General features: G+C 73.1%; 16 protein-coding genes. 8 read left to right on the top strand and 8 right to left on the bottom strand.

The window, feature by feature from the left end; all coding sequences use genetic code 11:
* Positions 1-684: substrate-binding domain-containing protein (locus ABZS66_RS50855; protein WP_354770293.1), on the top strand; the 684-nt coding region annotated here is incomplete at its 5' end.
* Positions 685-697: 13 nt separating this feature from the next.
* A complete protein-coding gene (locus ABZS66_RS50850) occupies positions 698-1,627 on the top strand; it encodes a DUF2332 domain-containing protein (protein WP_354770292.1) in 930 nt (309 codons plus the stop codon).
* Between the two features lie 191 nt (positions 1,628-1,818).
* Here the strand turns inward: ABZS66_RS50850 and ABZS66_RS50845 are convergent, their stop codons facing one another.
* Positions 1,819-2,271: a nitroreductase family deazaflavin-dependent oxidoreductase gene (locus tag ABZS66_RS50845; RefSeq protein WP_354770291.1), complete on the bottom strand. Its 453-nt coding sequence runs from the start codon at positions 2,269-2,271 to the stop codon at positions 1,819-1,821.
* 192 nt (positions 2,272-2,463) lie between these two features.
* Between ABZS66_RS50845 and ABZS66_RS50840 the strand changes: the two genes are divergently transcribed.
* Positions 2,464-4,053, top strand: a complete 1,590-nt coding sequence (locus tag ABZS66_RS50840; RefSeq protein WP_354770290.1) for a cellulose binding domain-containing protein — start codon at positions 2,464-2,466, stop codon at positions 4,051-4,053.
* A gap of 91 nt (positions 4,054-4,144) precedes the next feature.
* Positions 4,145-6,127 carry a cellulase family glycosylhydrolase gene (locus ABZS66_RS50835; protein ID WP_354770289.1) on the top strand — a complete coding sequence of 661 codons (1,983 nt, stop codon included), beginning with the start codon at positions 4,145-4,147 and terminating at the stop codon, positions 6,125-6,127.
* 97 nt (positions 6,128-6,224) lie between these two features.
* On the opposite strand, the gene ABZS66_RS50830 is transcribed toward ABZS66_RS50835, so the two are convergent.
* On the bottom strand, positions 6,225-6,644 hold the full coding sequence (locus ABZS66_RS50830) for a hypothetical protein (RefSeq protein ID WP_354770288.1): 420 nt from the start codon (positions 6,642-6,644) through the stop codon (positions 6,225-6,227).
* 172 nt (positions 6,645-6,816) lie between these two features.
* Between ABZS66_RS50830 and ABZS66_RS50825 the strand changes: the two genes are divergently transcribed.
* Together ABZS66_RS50825 and ABZS66_RS50820 are read left to right on the top strand one after the other, a co-directional pair.
* Positions 6,817-7,953 (top strand): sensor histidine kinase, encoded by a 1,137-nt coding sequence (locus ABZS66_RS50825; RefSeq protein WP_354770287.1) that lies wholly within the window; start codon positions 6,817-6,819, stop codon positions 7,951-7,953.
* Between the two features lie 44 nt (positions 7,954-7,997).
* Positions 7,998-8,693 (top strand): response regulator transcription factor, encoded by a 696-nt coding sequence (locus tag ABZS66_RS50820; protein ID WP_354770286.1) that lies wholly within the window; start codon positions 7,998-8,000, stop codon positions 8,691-8,693.
* A 272-nt stretch (positions 8,694-8,965) separates the two neighbouring features.
* Here ABZS66_RS50820 and ABZS66_RS50815 read toward each other — a convergent pair whose 3' ends face one another.
* The 5 genes from ABZS66_RS50815 to ABZS66_RS50795 are packed head-to-tail and all read right to left on the bottom strand — an operon-like array spanning position 8,966 to position 17,353.
* Positions 8,966-11,740 (bottom strand): discoidin domain-containing protein, encoded by a 2,775-nt coding sequence (locus ABZS66_RS50815; RefSeq protein ID WP_354770285.1) that lies wholly within the window; start codon positions 11,738-11,740, stop codon positions 8,966-8,968.
* Positions 11,741-11,798: 58 nt separating this feature from the next.
* Positions 11,799-14,390, bottom strand: a complete 2,592-nt coding sequence (locus ABZS66_RS50810) for a laminin G domain-containing protein (protein ID WP_354770284.1) — start codon at positions 14,388-14,390, stop codon at positions 11,799-11,801.
* 7 nt (positions 14,391-14,397) lie between these two features.
* Positions 14,398-15,219 (bottom strand): carbohydrate ABC transporter permease, encoded by an 822-nt coding sequence (locus ABZS66_RS50805; RefSeq protein WP_354770283.1) that lies wholly within the window; start codon positions 15,217-15,219, stop codon positions 14,398-14,400.
* Entirely contained in the window at positions 15,216-16,028 is an 813-nt protein-coding gene (locus ABZS66_RS50800) for a sugar ABC transporter permease (protein WP_354770282.1), read from the bottom strand. Before ABZS66_RS50800 ends, ABZS66_RS50805 begins: the two co-directional genes overlap by 4 nt.
* 56 nt (positions 16,029-16,084) lie before the next feature.
* A complete protein-coding gene (locus ABZS66_RS50795; protein ID WP_354770281.1) occupies positions 16,085-17,353 on the bottom strand; it encodes an extracellular solute-binding protein in 1,269 nt (422 codons plus the stop codon).
* Between the two features lie 236 nt (positions 17,354-17,589).
* On the opposite strand from ABZS66_RS50795, the gene ABZS66_RS50790 reads away from it, so the two are divergent.
* Positions 17,590-18,567, top strand: coding sequence for a LacI family DNA-binding transcriptional regulator (locus tag ABZS66_RS50790; protein WP_354770280.1), 978 nt, complete (start codon positions 17,590-17,592; stop codon positions 18,565-18,567).
* Between the two features lie 58 nt (positions 18,568-18,625).
* Here ABZS66_RS50790 and ABZS66_RS50785 read toward each other — a convergent pair whose 3' ends face one another.
* Positions 18,626-19,114 carry a cyclic nucleotide-binding domain-containing protein gene (locus ABZS66_RS50785; protein WP_354770279.1) on the bottom strand — a complete coding sequence of 163 codons (489 nt, stop codon included), beginning with the start codon at positions 19,112-19,114 and terminating at the stop codon, positions 18,626-18,628.
* A 201-nt stretch (positions 19,115-19,315) separates the two neighbouring features.
* Between ABZS66_RS50785 and ABZS66_RS50780 the strand changes: the two genes are divergently transcribed.
* Positions 19,316-20,056, top strand: a 741-nt coding sequence (locus tag ABZS66_RS50780) for a DUF4118 domain-containing protein (protein ID WP_354770278.1), incomplete at its 3' end; no start/stop codon positions are given.

Below are 20,056 nucleotides of genomic sequence, written 5' to 3'. Positions count from 1 at the left end.
GCCCGGCACGGTCTGGCGGTCCGGCTCGGCGCGCCGCCGGCCGACCCGGCCGGCGTGCGCGGGACGATCCTGGTCGGGCCGGCCGAGCCGGTGCGCGACCCCTGCGTGCTCGTCGACACCCGGCCCCCGTCGCGGCGTGATGGCGCCGCGGTGTGGTCCGACCAGCGCGCCGGGGCCCGCAGCGTCGTGACGCACCTGATCGGGCTCGGCCACCGCCGGGTCGCCGCGGTCGCCGGCGCCGCGGACGCGGCACCGCCGCACAGCTGGCTCGCCGTCGTGCCCGAGCCGCACCGGGTCCGCCTGGTCGGCGCCGCCGACGAGGCGGCGGGGTGGCGCGCGGCGCACGAGTTGCTGGACGGCGCCGAGCCGCCCACCGCGGTCGTCTGCGGCGACGACCGGCTGGCGGCCGGCGTCCTGCGCGCCGCGCACGAGCGCGGCCTGCGCGTGCCGCGGGACCTGTCCGTCGCGGGGTTCGACACCGCGGGCCTCGGCGCGCTCACCCGGCCGGAGCTCACCGTCGTGCGGCACCGGTGGGCCGACCTCGGCCACCGGGCGGCGGCGGTGCTGCTGGACCTGCTGGGCGGCGCACCCGGGGTACCGGCGAGGATCGAACTCCCGGCGGACCTCGTCATCCGCGGCTCGACCGGCCCGGCGAAGGGGGTGGCGACCCGCACCGCGAGCTGATGGGATGGCAGCTGTGACGGCATCGCGGTACGTCGACTTCGCGGTCCGTGAGGCGCGTGGGGTGTCGCCGCTCTACGAGCGGCTGTGCCTGGCGATCGCCCGCGACGACGACCTCCTGGCACTGCTGGAGACCGTGCCGGCGGACAAGCGCCAGCCGAACCTGCTCCTGGGTGTCGTGCGGCTGCTCGGCGGTACCGTGGAGCGCTTCGAGGCTTTTCACGACTTCACGGTCGCGAACTGGCCGGCGGTCGAGGCGGGGCTGCGCAGCCGCGCCACGCAGACCAACGAGGCCGGGCGATGCGCGCTGCTGCTGCCCGTGCTCGCCGGCCTGCCGCAGCCCCTGGCGCTGCTCGAGGTCGGCTGCGCCGCCGGGCTCGGGCTGTACCCGGACCGGTACGCGTACCGGTACCGCGGCCACCGCATCGGCACCGGCGAACCGGTCCTCGACTGCGACCTCACCGGCGCCGAACCGCCCGACCGCCGGCCGGAGGTCGCCTGGCGGGCCGGCCTGGACCTCAACCCGCTCGACGTCACCGACCCCGCCGACCTCGCCTGGCTGGAGGCGCTGATCTGGCCGGAGCACCGGCACCGCCGCGACCGCCTGCGCGCCGCGGCGGCGATCGCGGCCGCGGACCCGCCGCTGCTGGTCCGCGGCGACCTCGTGGACGACCTGGCGGCGCTGGCCGCGCGGGCCCCGGCGGACGCGACGCTGGTCGTGTTCCACACGTCGGTGCTGTACCAGGTGCCGCCCGCCCGCCGGACCGCGTTCGCCGACCTGGTGCGGTCGCTGCCGGGTCACTGGATCTCGGTCGAGGCCCCCGACGTCCTGCCGCTCGGCGACCTGCCGGCGCCGCCGGACGGCGCGCTGCACAACGTGCTCGCCCTCGACGGCCGCCCGCTCGCCTGGACCCGCGGCCACGGCCAGGGCATGGTGTGGTGGTAGGCGTGCGTACCGTCGTCGCGTTTCCCGCCGGCGACCGGCGCGGCGATGCTCCTGATCCGCGCGGGACGGGTAGCGGAGGCCGTCGACCTGTTCCGCGTCGACGCGGCCTTCTGGCGGCGCTTCCGGGACGGGTTCCGCGCCGACGCCTCGGCGCAGCGCGAGGCGGACGCGGCGCTCACGGGACGGGCGCGTCAGCGGGGTTCGAGCACCACGACCGCGGTCTCGGTCGGGCGTAGGTCCGCGTAGGCGTCGAGCTTCGCGTCCACTTCGCGCCAGCGCTGCCACAGGTCGGCGCGCTCGGCTCCAGCGGCGGGGCGGGCGCGGACCGGGCGGGGCGCCTCGCCCCTGAGCTGGACGGTGGCGTCCGGGCCGGCCTGCAGGTTGAGCCACCAGACCGGCTCGCCGGCGCCCCAGCCGTTCATGGCCAGCATGTGCAGGTTCGGGCCGTCCTCGAGATAGGCGAGGATCACGCTGCGTGGCTCGCCGGTGCGGCGGCCGGAGGCGGTCAGGCGCAGCGTGCCCCAGCGGCCGGGGCGTGGGCGCCACAGGCCGAGCCGGCCGCCGCTGTACCGGTGGATGCCGCGGTGGAGCCGCCAGGCCGACCGGACGATCCACCGCGCCGGGACGCTTGCCGCCTTCGCCACGGACCGAGTATCGCCGATGCCCGCTGTGGTCCTGCTGAGCGGCTACGGCGTTCATCGATCTTATGAAGCGGATAAGTTCCGTCTTGACCGTCCTGCCAAGGGCTCGTAGGGTAGCCATCGCTTAAGCGCTTTAGTTGGTCGCGATCGGCTCACACCCCGCCCGCTCGATCGTTCAGGAAGCGAAGGACACCGATGGGCAAGACACCCCGCCGATGGTTTGCCGTGCTCGTGGCCGTGCTCGCGGCCGCGGCCGGGGCGGTCGTCGTGCTGGCCGGGCCGCAACCGGCCGGCGCCGCGACCGCCTTCGTGCAGCGCTGCGGCATCCGCTTCTGCCTCAACGGCAAACCGTTCTACTTCGCCGGCACCAACACCTACGACGTGTTCACGTACGGGTCCGGCTCGGGCGACACCGAGACGCAGTACATGGACAAAGCCAAGATCGACGCTCATCTGGCGAACCTCGCCGCCGACAACGTCACCGTGCTGCGGCTGTGGATGTTCAGCCACGAGAGCTGGCACGGCTTCGAGACCGCGAAAGGGGTCTACAACGAGCAGCAGTTCGCGCAGTTCGACTACGTCATCGAGTCCGCGCGGGCGCACAACATCCGGCTCATCCCGGTCTTCGAGAACTACTGGGAGGCCTACGGCGGCATCGACACCCGCCTGCAGTGGGAGGGTCTGTCCGGCGGGCAGCCGGCCCGCGGGCAGTTCTTCAACAAGCAGAAGTGCCCGGGCTGCTTCACCTCGTACAAGAACTACGTCTCGTACGCGCTGAACCGCACCAACCACTACAGCGGCGTGAAGTACAAGGACGACCCCACGATCATGGCGTGGGAGCTCATGAACGAGCCGCGCTACGAGAACCAGACGCCCAACGAGAACACCTCCGGCACCACCCTGCGGGCCTGGGTTGACGAGATGGGCGCGTTCGTCAAGGGCATCGACCCCAACCACCTGCTCGGTACGGGGCTCGAAGGGCACGAGTCGCGGTACGGCTTCGGCGGCGACGAGGGCAACCCGTTCGTCCATATCCACCAGTCGCCGTACGTCGACTTCACCTCCGCCCACCCGTACCCCACCGAGTCGTGGGCCAACCTGGGCATCGCGCAGACCAGGACGCTGATCCGCGCCTGGATCACCGACTCGCACGACCTCGTCGGCAAGCCGTTCTTCATGGGCGAGTTCAACGTCCACAACGTCGACCGCTCCGCGTGGTTCACGGCGCTGTTCGCCGACTTCGAGGCGGCGGGCGGCGACGGGAGCGCCTTCTGGTGGTACGCGGCGACCAATGTGGACGGCAAGTTCGGCGTCCTGAAGGGCGCGCCGGAGCTGGCTGCGTTCCGGGCGCACTCGGCGAACATGATCGCCAAGAGCGGCGGTGTCCTGCCCAGCGTCTCCGTGTCACCCAGCGCGTCGCCGAGCGTGTCCCCGAGCGTGTCCCCGAGCGCGTCGCGGAGCCCGGGCGCCTGCCGGGTGCGCTACGAACTGTCGGACTGGGGGAGCAGCTTCAACGCCAACGTGACGATCACGAACAACGGGACGTCGGCGGTCAACGGCTGGTCGCTCGTGTGGAGCTTCCCCGGCAACCAGACCATCAACAGCATCTGGAACGCCAGGGCGACGCAGGCCGGCAGGCAGGTGACCGCGACGAACGAGTCGTGGTCGGCGAGCATCCCCGCCGGCGGCAGCGTCAACTTCGGCCTGAACGGCAACTCGACCACCGGGACCAACGGTGTTCCGGCGGCCTTCACCCTCAACGGCACCACCTGCGGCACGGCCTGATGTGACCACCGGGCGGGGGAATCGCGAGCCGACCCCTGCCCGGTGCTCCACCCGCAACGCCGCATTGGTCCCCCCGCCAGGAAGGCGATCGATGATCAAACGCCCTCTCGCCAGGTTGTGCGCTGTGCTCGCCGGTCTCGCGCTCGTCGCGAGCGCGGGCGTGGCGTCCGCCGGTGCCCGGCCCGGCGGCGGTTTCGTCGTCCGCGACGGCGCCGACCTCAAGCTCGACGGACGCACGTTCCGGTTCGCCGGATCGAACAACTACTATCTCATGTACCGCTCCCCGGCCATGGTCGACGACGTCTTCGCCGACGCCGCGGGTGCCGGGCTCACCGTGCTGCGGACGTGGGGGTTCCTGGACATCGGCAACCAGGACGACTCGAACTCGGTGCACCACAAGGAGAACGGCGTCTATTTCCAGTACTGGGACGGCGCCCGCCCGGCCTACAACGACGGCGCCGACGGCCTGCAGCACCTCGACTACGTGCTCAAGTCCGCCCGCGACCACGGCATCCGGCTGGTCGTCCCGCTGACCAACAACTGGAGCGCGTTCGGCGGCATGGACCAGTACGTGCGCTGGCGCGGCGGCACCCACCACGACCAGTTCTACACCGACCCGGTCATCCGCGGCTGGTATCAGGACTGGATCGCGCACGTGCTCAACCGCACCAACAGCCTGACCGGCGTCAGGTACAAGGACGACCCGACGGTCATGGCGTGGGAACTGGCCAACGAGCCGCGCTGCGGCGGCTCCGGCGTGTACCCGCGCTCGTCGTCGTGCACCGACGCCACCGTCACCGCCTGGGCCGACGAGACCAGCCGGTACATCCGCGGCATCGACCGCCGGCACCTCGTCAGCGCCGGCGACGAGGGCTTCCTGTGTACCGACCGGTCCGGCGGCGACTGGACGCTGAACTGCGCCGACGGGGTCGACTCGGCCGCCCTCGCCGCGCTGCCGGCGATCGACCTGGCGTCGTTCCACCTCTACCCGGACCACTGGGGCAGGGACGCCGCCTGGGGCACCCGCTGGATCGGGACCCACGCCGACCTCGCGCGGCGGCTGCGCAAGCCGGTGATGCTGGGCGAGTTCGGGCTGCTGGACAAGGCGACCCGCAACGTCGTCTACAAGCAGTGGACGGACGCGGCGGTGCGGGCCCGCATCGACGGGTTCCTCTACTGGATCCTGTCCGGCGGGCAGGACGACGGCACCGACTACCCCGACTACGACGGCTTCACCGTGTACTGCCCCAGCCCCGTCTGCACCACGATCGGCAACGCGGGCGACGAACTGCGGCACGGGCAGCGCTCGCGCCCGCCGGTCGCCGACCACGACGCGGCGCAGACCTTGCGGTACGAGCCGGTGACGCTCAGCCCCGCGCTGAACGACGTCGCGTATCGCACGCGGGTCAACCCGGCGACGATCGACCTCGATCCCGCCACGGCGGGGCGGCAGACGAGCGTCACCGTCGCCGGCGGCACGTTCACGCGCGGCACCGCCGGGGTCGTGACGTTCACGCCGGCCGCGGGCTTCGTCGGCCGCGCGACCGGGCGGTACACCGTCCGGGACGAGGCGGGCCGGACGTCGAACGTCGCCGAACTGCGGGTCACGGTGAAGAACCGTCCGGGCGACCCGCTGCTGCTCGCGACGTTCGAGACCGGCCTCGACGGTTGGGCGCCGGCGAGCTGGCAGTCCAACGCGGGCACGCTTGCGCAGACCGCCGACTTCCACCCGCAGGGCGACTTCGGCCTGCGCGTCACCACCGCCGACGGTGGCTGGTTCGGTGCCGCGGGCCTGCCCGAGCGGGCCGACCTGTCCGGCCGGTCGGCGCTGCGTTACGAACTGCGCACCGGCGCCGCCGGCACCTCGTACAGCATCGCCGTGCAGACCGGCGACACCTACACGTGGTGCCAGTCGACCTGGGGCTATGTCAATGCGGGCACGACCACGACGGTCGACGTCGACCTGGCGACCGCGATGTCCTGCGACGCGACGGCGCTGGCGGACGTGCGGGCCGTGTACGTCTGGTTCGACGGCAACGCGGCCTACGACGTGGACCACCTGCGGGGCGAGTGACACTGCGGGGCACCGTCCGCCGGGGCGCGGCCAGGCCCGGGCGGACGGCCGGGTTTGAGTGCCGTGGCTCGGGCGGGCGGTGCCCCGCAGGGATGCGTCACGACACCGGCGGCCGGGCGGCCGGACCGGCGAAGTGGCGCCGGCTCGCCGGTAGGGCGACCAGGCCGGCGCAGACGGCGACGATCGCCAGGAAGACCAGCGACGCCGACTCGTCGAAGACGGTCAGCTTCACCAGGCTGAAGGCGGTCTGTGCGGCGAGCAGGGCCAGCGCGGCCCGTGGCGCGCGCCCGCCGCGGGCGAGCCGCAGGCCGGTGACGATGCCGGCCAGGGACATCAGCACCGCCCAGGCGGCGACCGCGTAGTCCCGGCCCGACATCGGCGTGGTGAGCGAGAAGCCGACGGTCGCGGCCAGCTGGAACGCGCCCAGCGGGACCAGCAGCACCAGTTGGGCCGCGCGGACCGGGATCGGGACACGCTTGCGGGTGGCGACGGGGGCCTCGGTTGCGGTGGTGCTCATGGTGTTCCTCCAGTGCGACGGTGCGACGTGTGTTGACGCCGACGATCGTGCGGCGGCGGGGCGCCCGGCCGCGTCGACCCGTGGGCGGAGATTCGCGCTGCGCCACCGGGCTGACTCGGGCTCAGCCCTGGGGTTGACGACACCCGCCGGCCGGCGGCCTACCGTTTGTCGCGTGCTCGCTGCCGTTGCCTGGCGGCCGCGGCCCGCGACTGTGGACGGGGCCGCCGCCGCCCTCCTCGCCGCCGTCGCGCTCTTCCAGGTCCTGGTGTTCCTGCCGATCGCGCCGCCGCTCGTCGGCGTGCTGGTGGCTGCCGGGTCGACCGTGCCGATCGCCTGGCGGCGCAGCCGGCCCGTGGCGGCGGCGCTCGCCGGCTCGGCGGTGTGGCTGGTGCCGACCGACGGGTTCGTCCTGGTCGGGTATGTCGCCGCGTTCCTGCTGTTCTCCTCGGTGACCGCCCAGGTCCCGGACCCGCAGGTGGCCGCCGCCGTCGTGCTCATCGGCACCGTGTGCTCCGTCATCGGCACCGCGGAGCAGCCCGCGCACGTGGGGGACTTCGTCGGTGCCGTCGTCGGTGTGACGGCCCCGGCGGCGGTCGGCGTGCTCGTGCGCCGGCAGCGGGCCCGGCAGCGGCGCCTGGAGGAGCTCGCGGCGCACCTGGAGCGCGAGCGTGACCACCGCGAGCGGGCCGCCGTCGCCGGTGAGCGCACCCGCATCGCCCGCGAGCTGCACGACCTCGTCGCCCACGCGATCAGCGTCGTCGCCGTGCAGGCCGACGCCGCCGAGGCCGCCCTGGAGTGCGACCCCGAGCTGGCCAGGCGCCCGCTCGCGACGATCCGCGGCAGTGCCGGGCAGGCCCTCACCGAGATGCGCCGGATGCTCGGCGTGCTGCGCGCCGCCGACGGCGACGACGACCTCGAACCGCTGCCGGGGCTGGCCCGGCTGCCCGCGCTGCTCGACCGCGCCCGCGACGGCGGCCAGGCGGTCGAGCTGGCGGTCGACGGGACGCCGGTGCCGCTGGTGGCGAGCCTCGACCTGTCGGCCTACCGGATCGTGCAGGAGGCGCTCACCAACGCGGTCAAGCACGCCCCCGGCGCGCCGGTGACGGTCGGGCTGCGGTGGCGGGCGGACGAGCTGGAGATCGACGTGCGCGACCGCGGCCCGGGCGCCCGGGGCGTGCCGTCGCCGGATGCGCACGGCCTGGTCGGGATGCGGGAGCGGGTGCGCATCCACGGCGGTGTACTGCGCGTCGGCAGCGACACCGGCGGAGGGTTCGCGGTGCGGGCCCGGCTGCCGATCGAGGCTCGGTGACCGGCTCGGTGACAGACCCGGTGACAGGGCCGGTGACGGGCAGGGTGACAGGCCCTTTGACCAGCGTGCTCATCGCCGACGACCAGGACGTCGTGCGGTCCGGGCTGCGGCTCATCCTCGAGGTCGAGGGCCTGGCGGTCGCCGGCGAGGCCGGGGACGGGGCGCAGGCCGTCGCGCTCGCCGAGCGGCTGCGCCCCGACGTCGTGCTCATGGACGTGCGCATGCCCGGCACGGACGGCATCGCCGCGACCCGGCGGATCGTCGAGGCCGGGCTCGACAGCCGGGTGCTCATCCTCACCACGTTCGACCTGGACGAGCACGTCCTGGCCGGGCTGCGGGCCGGCGCCAGCGGCTTCCTGCTCAAGGACGTCGGGCGCCGGCAGCTGGTCGAGGCCGTGCACACGGTGGCGGCGGGCGAGGCCCTGTTCGCCCAGTCGGTCCTGCGCCGCCTCGTCGCCCACTACGTCGCCCGCCCGGCCGGGTCACCGGCCCGGCCACCGGGGGTGTCGCCGGCGGCCGCCGGCCCCGGCGGGCTCACCGCCCGGGAGCGCGAGGTGCTGCAGCTCATCGGGTACGGCCTGTCGAACGCCGACATCGCGGCCGAGCTGGTGATCTCGATGGCGACCGTGAAGACCCACGTGCGGCACCTGCTGCAGAAGCTCGCCCTGCGCGACCGGGCCCAGGCCGTGATCCTCGCCTACGAGTCGGGCCTCGTCATGCCGGGCTCGTCGGCGCCGTAGCGGTGGTGGCGGGCCGCGGGTGGCGGGTGATGGCCGCCGTGGGCGGCGGGCCGCGGTGGTGGCGGGCCGTGGGTGGTGGTGGCGGGCCGCGGGTGGTGGTGGCGGACCGTGGGCCGCGGCGGTGGCGGGCCGTGGGTGGCGGTGGCGGGCCGTGGGTGGCGGTGGTCGCGGGCCGTGGTGGTGGCGGGCCGTGGTGGCCGCGGGCCGTGGGTGGCGGTGGGCGGTGGTGGCGGGCCGGCGCTGCCCTAGCGCCGGCCCGCCACCGTTCCCGGTCAGGCAGGCACGATCTGGTAGGTCGCGCCCGTCTGGGTCGGGAAGGTGATGGTGCCGTTGGTCACCGTGTGGGCCACCGTGCCGCCGCCGGCTCGGGTGACCGTCACCGGGCGGGTGCCCCACGGACTCAGCAGCGCAGCCGGCCGTCCCGCCTGGCTCACGATGTCCACGTACACCACCTGGCCGCCGGTGAGCTCGCTCGACACCAGGAACGCGTCCTTCTCCCGCAGGTTCACGAAGCGGGCGTTGCGCGACGCCGGCCAGACCGGGAAGACGCGGATCACGCCGTTGTCGCTCTGCAGGAGCAGGTTGTCGACGGCCTCCACCGCGCCCGTCTTCTCCAGGCCGTGGAACGGGTCCACGATGCGCAGGTTCGGGCCGAGCTTCTGGTTGATCTGGCCCTTCAGCTGGTCGATCAGCGTCGTGGCCGGGTAGCCGACGCGGGCCGCCTGCGTGAACACCTTCGGGAAGCTGTTGTCCTGGCCCCACGAGTTCATCGCGTTCAGCGTGTTGACGGCGACCTGCCGGTCAGCCGCGGACGATGCCAGGCCGAGGACCTCGCCGGGGTGGATGAACTCCAGGTTCACCGTGTTGTCGCCCGGGTGGATGAGCCGGGTGTCGGAGCTCTGCATCGTGCCCGCGTCGGCCAGCGCGAACACCGTCTGCCCGTTGTACGTCGTCGTCGGGGTCGGCGCCAGCCGGTTGAGGATGTCCTGCCACGTGGTGCGCAGCGCGGCGTCGACGTTGAGCTCGGTCGAGGCCGCGACCAGCGAGGCCAGGACGTAGCGCAGCAGGCCGAGATCGGGGCTGGAGTTGCGGCCCCAGGTGCCCTCGTGCGGGCCGGACCACAGGTGGTAGCGCTGGCCGTCGAACTCCAGCCACGACTGGAAGAACGCCGCCACCTCCTTCAGGAACGGGTACGCCGTGTTCTGCAGGAACGCCCGGTCGCGGGTGTAGTCGTAGTACGCGACGTACTGCGTCGCCGCGAACAGCGCGTTGCCGACCTGCTGGTGGTAGTTGTTGTCGGCGGTCGATCCGTAGGGCGCGATGCCGACGGGGAACAGCAGCCCGGCCGGCACGCCGCCGCTCGGGAAGCGGCCCGACACGTAGTCCGGCTTGACCCGGTTCAGGTCCTGGCGGGCCCGCCGCCGCGCCTCGGGCACGTAGGCGCCGATCAGGTCGAAGTACGGCAGGGCCAGCTCGGTGCGGTTCGCCGAGTACACGCCGTAGAAGTTGGCCATGTAGTTGTAGTTGAGGTGCATGTCGCCGCTGAACTGGGGCGAGTCGCTGGTCGCCCAGATGCCGTAGAGGCCCGGTGACATCCGGCCCGCGCGGATCGACGAGCCGAGCAGGTACAGCGCGCCGTAGTAGTACCGGTGCAGGACGTCGTCGCCGACGTTGAGGTACGACTTGAGCCAGTACTGCTTCCACCATTCGAGGTGGGTGGTGTACTGCGTGTCGAGCGAGCCGCCGCTCTGCGCGCCCACGAGCGACTGGGCCGCGGCGGCCGTCCCCGTCGGGTTCTGCCCGCCGCCGGCGACCGCGGTGACCAGCCGGACGGTCTGGCCGGGCGCGAGGTCGAAGGTGAGCCGGGCGGTCGCGCCGGACGCGGACGCGGTGCCGGTGCCGCCGATGAGCCGGGTGGCCAGGGACGCCTCCGACACCCAGTTGGTGCCCGACGGGGTGCGCCGGGTCGCCCACGTGGTCTGGCCGCTGACCCCGGCGGTGTTGGTGAAGCCGGACCGCGCGTCGGCGGCGCCGGCGAACGTCTCGGCCTTCAGCGACACGGTGGCCGTGCCGGTGGACCGGATCTGGGTGACCACGAGGTTGTCGTTCGCGGCCGTCCAGGTCTTCATCGTCACCGGCTGCCCGCCGAGGGTCATCGTGGTGTCGACGTCGCCCTGCAGGATGTTCTGCTCCTCGCGGAACGGGCCCGCCGGCGGCGTGGTCGGCCCGGACCCCGGCCCGTAGAGCTCCAGCTGGCCGATGCGGCCCCGGGGGTTGGCCTGCGAGTCGGCCGTGGTGCCCTGGGTGGGTTCGGTGATGTTCAGCCGGAGGTACCGCAGGTTCTGCGTGGCGATGGTGCGGTCGGTCGTGGACGCGGTGTTGTTCGTGACGGTGTCCACGGTGGACCATGACGTGCCGTTGGCGGACACCTGCAGCGTCCAGTTCTTCGTGTTGTTGGCCGTCTCGGCCGGGCGGGCGGCGCCGTCGTGGCGGATGAGGTACCGGTTGAACGTCCTGGCGCTGCCGAGGTCGAGCGTGAGGGTCTGCGGCTTGCCGACCTCCGACACCCAGCCCTCGTAGCCGCTGGTCCACTGGCCGTTGACGGCCCGCGGCGGCGGGAAGCTCGGGTGGGAGCTGGAGGCGGTGGCGGTCGCGCCGAGCGCCAGGTTCCCCGCGGGGGTGGTGGCGACCGGTGCGACGGTGACGCCGCCGAGGGCGACGAACGAGGGGTTCGGGTTGCCGGCCCAGAAGTTGCCCTTCGACACGTAGAACGTCTTGTAGCCGGTGCCGCCGCCGGAGGTGACGCCGATGTCACCGTTGCCGAGCAGCGCCGTGTCCGGCATCGACCGGCTGACCGCGCCGGCGTAGCTCTGGTTGGTCCACACGCCCCGGATGGGGCCGACCAGGTTCTGCACCTCGGTCCACTGCTGGGCCGGGTTCGGCGTCGCCGCCCGCGCGTCGGGCGCGGCGACGGCGACGAAGGCCGTGACGCCGGCGGCCAGCAGGCCGGTCGCGGCGGCGGTGACCCTGCGTCTGGTGACGGGCATGGTGCATCGCTCCTTTCATCTGGCGGGACGATCGGATGTGCTGCCGATGAGCGGTCGTTCAGAGGGTTGTCCGGACGTTGTGGAGGGTGCCGGTGCCCGGCGCCGGGGGCCGGTGGGACGGCCCGGCGAAGCCGGCGTGCAGGCCGAACAGGCCGGCCAGGATCGCCTCGGTGGCGGCGACGCCGGCGTTGCTGTCCCGGTTGGCGACGCCGCGCTCGGCGACCCGGAACCGGCCGCCGCCGACGGCCTCCATCGCCTGGCCCCACACCGCGCCGGACGCGGCGGCGTGCAGGCGGGACAGCAGCCCCACGGCGAGGTCCGGCCGGCCGAGCCGGGTCAGGCCGTAGGCGGTGGCGCCGGGCCACGCGCCGAACGCGCCGGCGGCGCCGTGGTCGGGCCGGTCGGAGCGCGGCGCGACCGGGTCGTCGGGGGACAGCGCCCGCATCCAGTCGCCGTCGAGCAGGTGGTCGGCGACGAACCGGACCATCTCGTCGCGCATCGCCGGGGTGAGGTCCTCGGCCAGCTCGGCGGCGACGAACACGAAGTCGAGGACGTGCCCGATCGTCTCGTCGCCCTCGGGGTGGGCGATGCGCCACCGGCCGCCGCCCGCGTACTGCCCGAGGACCGCCGCCGTCAGCTCGTCCGCGTCGGTGTCGGCCCGCGCGGCCTCCTCGGCAAGGTCCGGGTCGAGGCGGCGCAGCAGCACCGCGAGCGCGCGCAGCATGCCCGCGTAGCCGGCGTTGAACGACACCACCGCGTCGCGGTAGTTCGGCACGCACTCCAGCAGCTCCCACGGGTCGCGGCCGAGGTCGACGAGGACGCCGGCGCCGAACGCGGCCCGCCGCTGCCGGGGCCGGTACGCCATCGCCCGCAGGTGGTCCAGGACGGTCGCGTCACCGGCCTTCTCACCGAGCAGCTCGACGTCACCGGTCACCCCGACGTAGCCCTGGACCGTGCGGAACAGCGCGTGGTCGTTGGCCGCGTAGTGGTTGCCGACCGGCAGCAGGTTGCGGGTGTCGAACGAGTGGCAGTGGTCGTACGGCTGGGCCAGCGCGGCGAGGATCCACGCGCGCAGCCCGGCCGGCTCCAGCAGTGCCGCGGTGTGCACCCACTCCGACTGGTCCCAGAAGAAGGTCGTCGTGGGGCCGAGCCGCGGCCCGCCGGTGAGGAACACCGGCCCGATCGGGCTCACCCCGGTGTTGCGCAGGTAGATCGCGAGCAGCGCACCGAGGTAGTAGGTGCGGGCCAGCCCGGCGGGTGCGCCGGTCAGGGTGGGCAGGTGGCCGGAGAACTCGGCGTTGCCGGGCGTGAAGGCGCTCGTCCACGTCGCCCGCCACCGGTCGGCGACGGCCGCGACGGCTTCGTCGAACCGGGCCGCGGCGGCGGCCGCCGCCGTGACCGAGCGCGCCCGGTCGCGCGACACCGCCAGTACCACACCCAGCTCCACGGCGGCATCGGGCTCCACGGTGACGAACCACCGGGCCACCGCCCCGCCGCCGTGCAGCACGAGCTCGTCGGGGGCGGCCGCGAACCCGTAGGCGGACACCGCGGGGCTGCGCCGGTCGTCGACGACCACGACCCCGTCGTCCACGGTGGACGTCCAGCGCTGGGCGCCCCACCACGGCTGGGTCCAGGCGACGGGGACGCCGTCGACGCTGAGCTCGGCCCCGTCGCCGGTGATCCGGGCGGCGAGCCGGTGCCACTGCCCGGCCCGCAGCGGTCGCTCGGCGACCACGAGCTCCCCGGCGACCCGCAGCCACGGCCGCCCGTCGGCCAGGCCGAACTGGACCGAGTCGGGGTGGTTGCCGTGGGTCAGGATCACGCCGGTCTCGCCGTCCGCGGCGGGCCGCACCTCGAACCGCAGCACCGCGCCCGGGCCGAGCGCGACCGGTTCGAGGCGCCGCTCGGCGGTGCGCCCGGCCAGCTCGAACACCCCGGCGACGATCGTCGGGCGGCCGGTCTCGGGCAGCGCCGTGATCGCCCGCACCGACGCGAGGACCGACGGCGCCCGGGTGCGGCCGCTGTCCGCGGTGGAGTGGTCCGGCAGTTCGGTCTCCAGCAGCATCGGCGCGGTGTCCTCGTCGCGCTGGATGCCGGGGATGCGCGGGCTGCCGAGCCGCAGCCGGCGCGGGTCGGCGGCGAGCAGGTGCGCGTGGCGCGGGGCGTCGGCGAGGACCTCGGCCCGGATGCGTTCGGTGGTGTAGTAGTCGTGGTGGTGCCCGGCGCTCCACGGGGTGCCGTAGAGCCAGCCCCAGTCGACGTCGCTGTGCGCGATCGGCGCGAACAGCTCCTGCTCGACGGTGACGGCGACCGGCTCCGCACCCCGGTTGACGAGCCTCGTGCGCCAGTAGGCGGCGTGCTGTTCGTAGCCGAGCCGGGTGTCGGTCTCCACCGCCAGGTCGCCGGCGGCACCGGCCCGCCGCACGCCCCACGGGGCCCAGCGCAGCCGGTCGGCGCGGACGGTCCGGCCGTCGACGCGCAGGACGCCGGTGTGGTAGCCCCCGCTGTACGGTGGCATCGCGAGCCAGGACAGCGACGTGAGGTCGTCGTTGACGTGGGCCTGGCCCCACTGGTTGCGCAGCGACGGCAGGTGCGCCAGGTCGCCGCGGCCGAGCCAGTCGCCGGCGAGGTCGTCCAGCGGGGGGATCATTTCCGGATCACTTCGAGGCTCCTGACATCAGGCCGTGGATGAACTCGCGCTGACTGACCAGGTAGCCGATCACCGGGATGATCGCGGCGAGGAACATGATGCCGAAGAGCTGGCCGTAGTCGGTCGAGTAGGTGCCGACGGAGAGGTAGACACCGGTCGTGATGGTCTGGCCCTTGAGCGGGCCGAGGATGAACAGCGGGTTGAGGAAGTCGTTCCACACCCACAGGCCGAGGAAGATGGCCACGGTCGCGGTCGCCGGGCGCACCATCGGGAACACCACCTGCCACCAGACCCGCAGGTCGGAGGCGCCGTCGACGCGGGCCGCCTCGATCACCTCGCGGGGCACGCCGCGCAGGAAGCCGACGTAGACGAACACGGCGAACGACAGGTACCCGCCGCCCACGTTGGACAGCACGAGCCCGGTGTACGTGTGCTGGAGCCCGACCGACTGGAGCAGTCCGACGATCGGCAGGAGCACCACCTGGGGCGGCACCATCAGGCCGAGCGCGAACATCGCCAGCAGGAGCGCCTTCCAGCGCCGTGAGCGCTCCGAGATGTAGAAGCTCACGGCGCTGGACAGCGGGATCAGGATGATCACCGACGCGGCCGTGACGACGACCGAGTTGATGAGCCCGGCCTGCACGAGCAGGTCCGGGCGCTGCAGGGCCCGGGTCAGGTTGCCGAACGTGAACGGGGCCGGCGGTGCGGCCGGGTTGGCGAGGATCTGCCGCTGGTCCTTGAACGCGTTGACGAGGGCCAGGTAGATCGGCAGGCAGAACAGCAGCGTCGCCAGCCAGGCGAAGCCCGTGTGGAACCGGCGGCGGGTCACAGCCGGACCTCCCGTCTGCGGAGCAGGAACGTGACGGTGTAGGCGATCCCGGCGGTCAGCGCGAGCAGCAGCATCGCGATCGCCGAGGAGTAGCCGAAGAGGTTCTGCGTGAACGCGGCCTCGAGCAGGTAGTACGCCGTCGACTGGGTGGTGTTCGCGGGGCCGCCGCCGGTCAGCACCGCGATGACGTCGTACAGCTTGAACGTCGTGATCAGGCAGAGGACGACGTTGATCGTCATGCCCGGCGCGATCATCGGCAGCGTGACCGCGCGGAACCGCTCGAACGCGCCGGCGCCGTCGACCCGCGCGGCCTCGTAGAGCTCCGGCGGCACCGTGCGCAGCGCCGCCGAGTACACGACGGTGGCGAACGCGATCGTCATCCAGCTCACCACCGCGCAGATCGACAGCGTGGCGAGGTTCGTGCTGCCGAGCCACGCGGTGTCGCTCGTCAGGCCCACCTGGGCGAGCGCCGCGTTGAGCAGGCCGTTCTGGGTGAGGATGCTGCGCCAGATGAACGCGACGATGACGCCGGAGAGCACCTGCGGGACGAACACCAGCGTCCGCATCACCCGGTAGTTGCGGGTGTCGCGGTTGAGCAGCAGCGCGAACGCCAGCCCGAACACGTTGGCGACGAGGGTGACCACGACGACGACCAGCAGCGTGAACTTGAGTGTCGCGAGCAGCCGGTCGTCGTCGAAGAGGTCCGCATAGTTGCGCAGGCCGACGAACGTGCTGTCGGCCTTGAGCGGGTTGCGGTCGGTGAAGCTGAGGAACAGGCTGCGGCCCAGGGGGTACAGCAGGAACAGCACATAGAGGAGGATCGCGAGCCAGGCGACGGGGGCGAGGCCTCGTCCAGCTCGGCCCTTCACTGCTTGACGGCCTTGTCCCAGGCCGTGTCGAGGGCGGCGAGCTGGGCCTTGACGTCGTCGTTGGTGAACAGCTGCTGCGACAGCGCGTAGAACAGGTCGGAGACCCCGGGCGGCATGGCGTCGTCGTTGTTGACCCAGCCGACCGAGCTCACCTTCGTGTTGCTCTCCTGCACGTACTTGTAGCAGTCGGTGAACACCGGTGTGACCTTCGCGCCGAAGTCCTCCAGCTTGACGGTCTTGAGCATGGGGAAGGCCCCGTCGGTCTCGATGAGGGTCTTCAGGTTGTTCGGCGAGAGCGACCACGCCTTGGCGAACTCGGCGGCCTTGGCGGCGTTGGGCGACTTGGCGTTGACGCTCGTGGTGCCGCCGACGTTGAACGGCACGACCGGCTTGCCGTCGTCGGTCGGCAGCAGGAAGGCGCCGAAGCCGGCGGCCTGCGCGGCGCTGATCTGGCCGATGAACCAGCTGCCCATGAGGTACATGCCGGACTTGCCGTCCAGGAACTGCTTGTTGGCGTCGTTGTAGTTCACGCCGAGCGCGCCGTTGCCGAACGCGCCGGCCTTGACCAGGTCGCGCTGCCGGGTGACGGCGGCGACCATGTCGGCGTCGGTGAACTTCACCGTGTTCGCGTAGCGGTCCTTGATCCAGTTGGGGTTCTTGCCGAGGACGTGGGCGCTGACCAGTCCGACGAGCGGCATGCTGGCCGACCACGGCTCGGCGCCGGCGAGCTGGATCGGGGTGACCCCGCCTGCTTTGAGCTTGTTCGCGACGTCGGCGAACTGGGCCCAGGTGGTCGGCACCTGCAGGTTGTTCTTCGCGAAGATCTCCTTGTTGTAGAAGACCATCGGCAGGATCTGCGAGTTGGTCGGCGGGATGTACGTCTTGCCGTTGATGGCGTTGCCGTTGGGCTGCAGGAAGTTGGCGTCGAGCCAGCCCTGGTCGTACGGCTGGAGCAGGCCGGCCTCGAGGAAGTCCTTCGGGTTGATCGAGGCGAGGACGTCGGGGAACTGGCCGGAGGCCTGCAGTTGCTTGGCGTAGGCGTTGCGGTCGCTGGTCGGCGCGACGATCTTCTTGACCGAGACGCCGCCGAGGTTCTTGGTGGCGTCGGCGATCGAGTCGTCCCAGAACTTGGCGGTCAGCGCCGGGGTCTCGAACGTGAGGAACGTGAGCGTGGTGCCGTCCTTCGACTCGCCGGGGGAGCAGCCGGCGACGGCGGCGAGCGCGGCGGTGGACAGGGCGGAGATCAGGAACTCGCGACGGTGCACGGGTGCCTCCTGGACGGATTCCGGGCGAGATAACGTCGGCCCGGCCTGGCGCCTCCTTGGCGCCGGTGGGGTGGTGTGGGGACCATACGACCGCCAAACATCGGATGTCAATGGTTTACAAAACCCGAGATAACGTTATCTTGGGTGCCTCAGCGTTGACACATGGGATGAATCTCGCGCGCTACGCTGCTCTCCACTTCGAAGGGAGTCGAATGGCCCGTCGCAAGCGGCCGACCATGAACGACGTCGCCCAGCACGCCGGAGTCGCGCTGCGCACCGTCTCCCGGGTCGTCAACGAGGACCCCACGGTCGGCGCCGAGTTCGTCAACCGGGTCCGGGCGGCCATCTCGGTGCTCGGCTACACCCCGGACGAGCGGGCCCGGCAGCTGCGCGGCGGCCGGAGCGGGCTCATCGGCGCGGCGGTGCGCAACCTCTCGGCCGGTCACCCGGTGCTCGGCTCGCTGGACGCCGCGGCCCGCGCGCACGGCTTCACCGTGCACGCCACGGCGACCGCCGACGAGGTCGACCGGGAGCGCGAGGTGGTCATCTCGATGTGCGGGCGGCACCTCGACGGGATCGTCCTGGAGCCGGTCGGGGACAACCACCAGTACCTCGGCCCCGAGCTCGAGGCGGGCACGCCGGTCGTCGCGTTCGACCGCCCCGCCGGTGGCATCACGGTCGACACGGTCGTCTCCGACAACGCCGCCGGCATCGGCACCGCGTTCCGGCACCTGCGCGCCCACGGGCACCGCCGCATCGCCTACATCGGCGACCAGGAGCGCATCTTCACCGGCCACGAGCGCGCCGCTGCGTTCCGGGCCTGCATGGCCGCGACCGGCGAACCGGTCACCGGCCTGACCCACCCGGGTGCCGTGGAACCCGCCCGCATCCGTGCTGTGCTCGATGCGGTCCTGCACGGCCCGGACCCGGCGACCGCCCTCATCACCGGCAACGCCTCCACGACGTTCGAGGTGCTGCGCCACCTCGGCCCCGCGGCGGCGACGGTGGCCGTCGTCGGCTTCGACGACTTCCCCCTGGCCGACCTGCTCCGACCGGCCCTCACGGTGATCGCCCAGGACAGCGAGACCATCGGGCGTACCGCGATCGACCTGCTGCGCCAGCGGGCCGCCGACCACGCGCGGCCCGTGCAGACCGTCACCGTCGGCGTCGAGCTCGTCGTGCGCGGCTCGGGGGAGCGCCCGCCGCCGCGCTGAGCCCGCCGGTCACGGGCACGGCAGGCGGGCGGCCCCGACCACGTCGGCCACCTCGCGCTCAGACCGAGTAGGCCTCCGTGCCCTCCGCCCGGGGCGCGGCACCCGGGTCGAGCAGGCGGGCCCGGGTGGCCTGCATGCGGGCCACGACGACCTGCATGAGCCGCGTCGTCAGGTCGTGGCCGAGCGCGGGCTCGGCGGCGCACAGCGCCCGGATGCCGGGCCCGTCGAGCGCGACGGCGAGCACCGGGCCGGCGGCCGAGGCGCCGAAGTGCCAGCGGTACGGCGGGAACAGCCACGACCAGCCGAGGACCTGGCCGGCCTCGATCGTGTCGATGACGATGCGGCCCCGGCCGGGAGCCGTGGCGTCGAGGTCGACCCGGCCGTCCCGGATCAGCCAGAACCGGTCGGCGTGCCCGCCCTCGTTGAAGACGCGGGCGCCGGCGTGGAACACGGCCCGGTGCGAGTACAGCGCCATCCGGCTCAGGAACCGGTCGGGGATGCCCGCCATGAACGGGTGCGCGGCCAGCAGCTCGTATGCGGTGTTCATGAGCGTCGCCTCCCTTTTCTTCCACTGAACCCGTGATGCGCCGGCGCCGCCAGGGCCGTACGGCCCGGCCGGCCCGGGACCGATGTCACCCCCGGCGGGTGGTGGTGATGTCCGCCGGGCAGGCGAACGGTCGGACGTGTGCCTTCCGGACCGGCGGGAACCGGCCCGGCTCTGGTGCCTTGGAGCCGCCTTGGAGGCTGCATGACGGTGAGCTACGCCGTCCGGCGCCGGCTGATGTGCTGCCTGCTGCCGGCGACTCCGCCACCGCTGTCGGTCGGCGTCGCCGTGGCGGCGGTGGTCGTCACGCTGGAGACGGCTGCGCTGGCCCTGCTGCGGGCCGCCGGGCTGCAGAGCCAGCCGAGTGCCCCGATCTACGCGCTCGGCGTGCTGGTCCTGGCGACTGTGTGGGGCGGGCTGCTCGGCGTCGCCGCCGCGCTGGCCAGCACGGTGGCGTTCGCGCTCCTGCTCGCCCCGCCGGGCGGCCCGCACCCGACCGTGTTCCAGGACCTCCAGCGGTTCGCGGTCCTCTCGCTCGTCGCCCTGGTGAGCGCGGGACTGGCCAACCTCGCCCGGGCACGGTCGGCCGACGCGGGCACGGCCGCCGAGGTCGCGCGCCTCATCCTCGGCCCGGACGAGCTGCCGGCCGGGCTGCAGGCCGGTTCGCGGCACCTGGCGGCCCGGTTCGGCCTCGCCTCCGCGTCGATCGAGCTCGGTGCCGAGCCCGGCTCCGGTGTCATCGTGCTCGGCGACGTGGGGCGGCTCGTCGTCCCGGACACCACCCCGCCGGCGACGGTGGACCGGCTCCGCGAGAGCCTCGGCCCGGCGCTGACCGGGATCCTGCGCAGCGCCGTGGACCGCCAGCGGCTCATCGGCTCGCTGCGGGACAGCCAGCAGGCGACCCAGGCGCTGCTGGCGGAGCAGGCCGCACTGCGGCGGGTGGCC

Origin of the sequence: Dactylosporangium sp. NPDC005572 (assembly GCF_040605515.1) — a bacterium.
Taxonomy (GTDB): domain Bacteria; phylum Actinomycetota; class Actinomycetes; order Mycobacteriales; family Micromonosporaceae; genus Dactylosporangium.
This window is presented reverse-complemented; position numbering and strand designations above follow the sequence as displayed.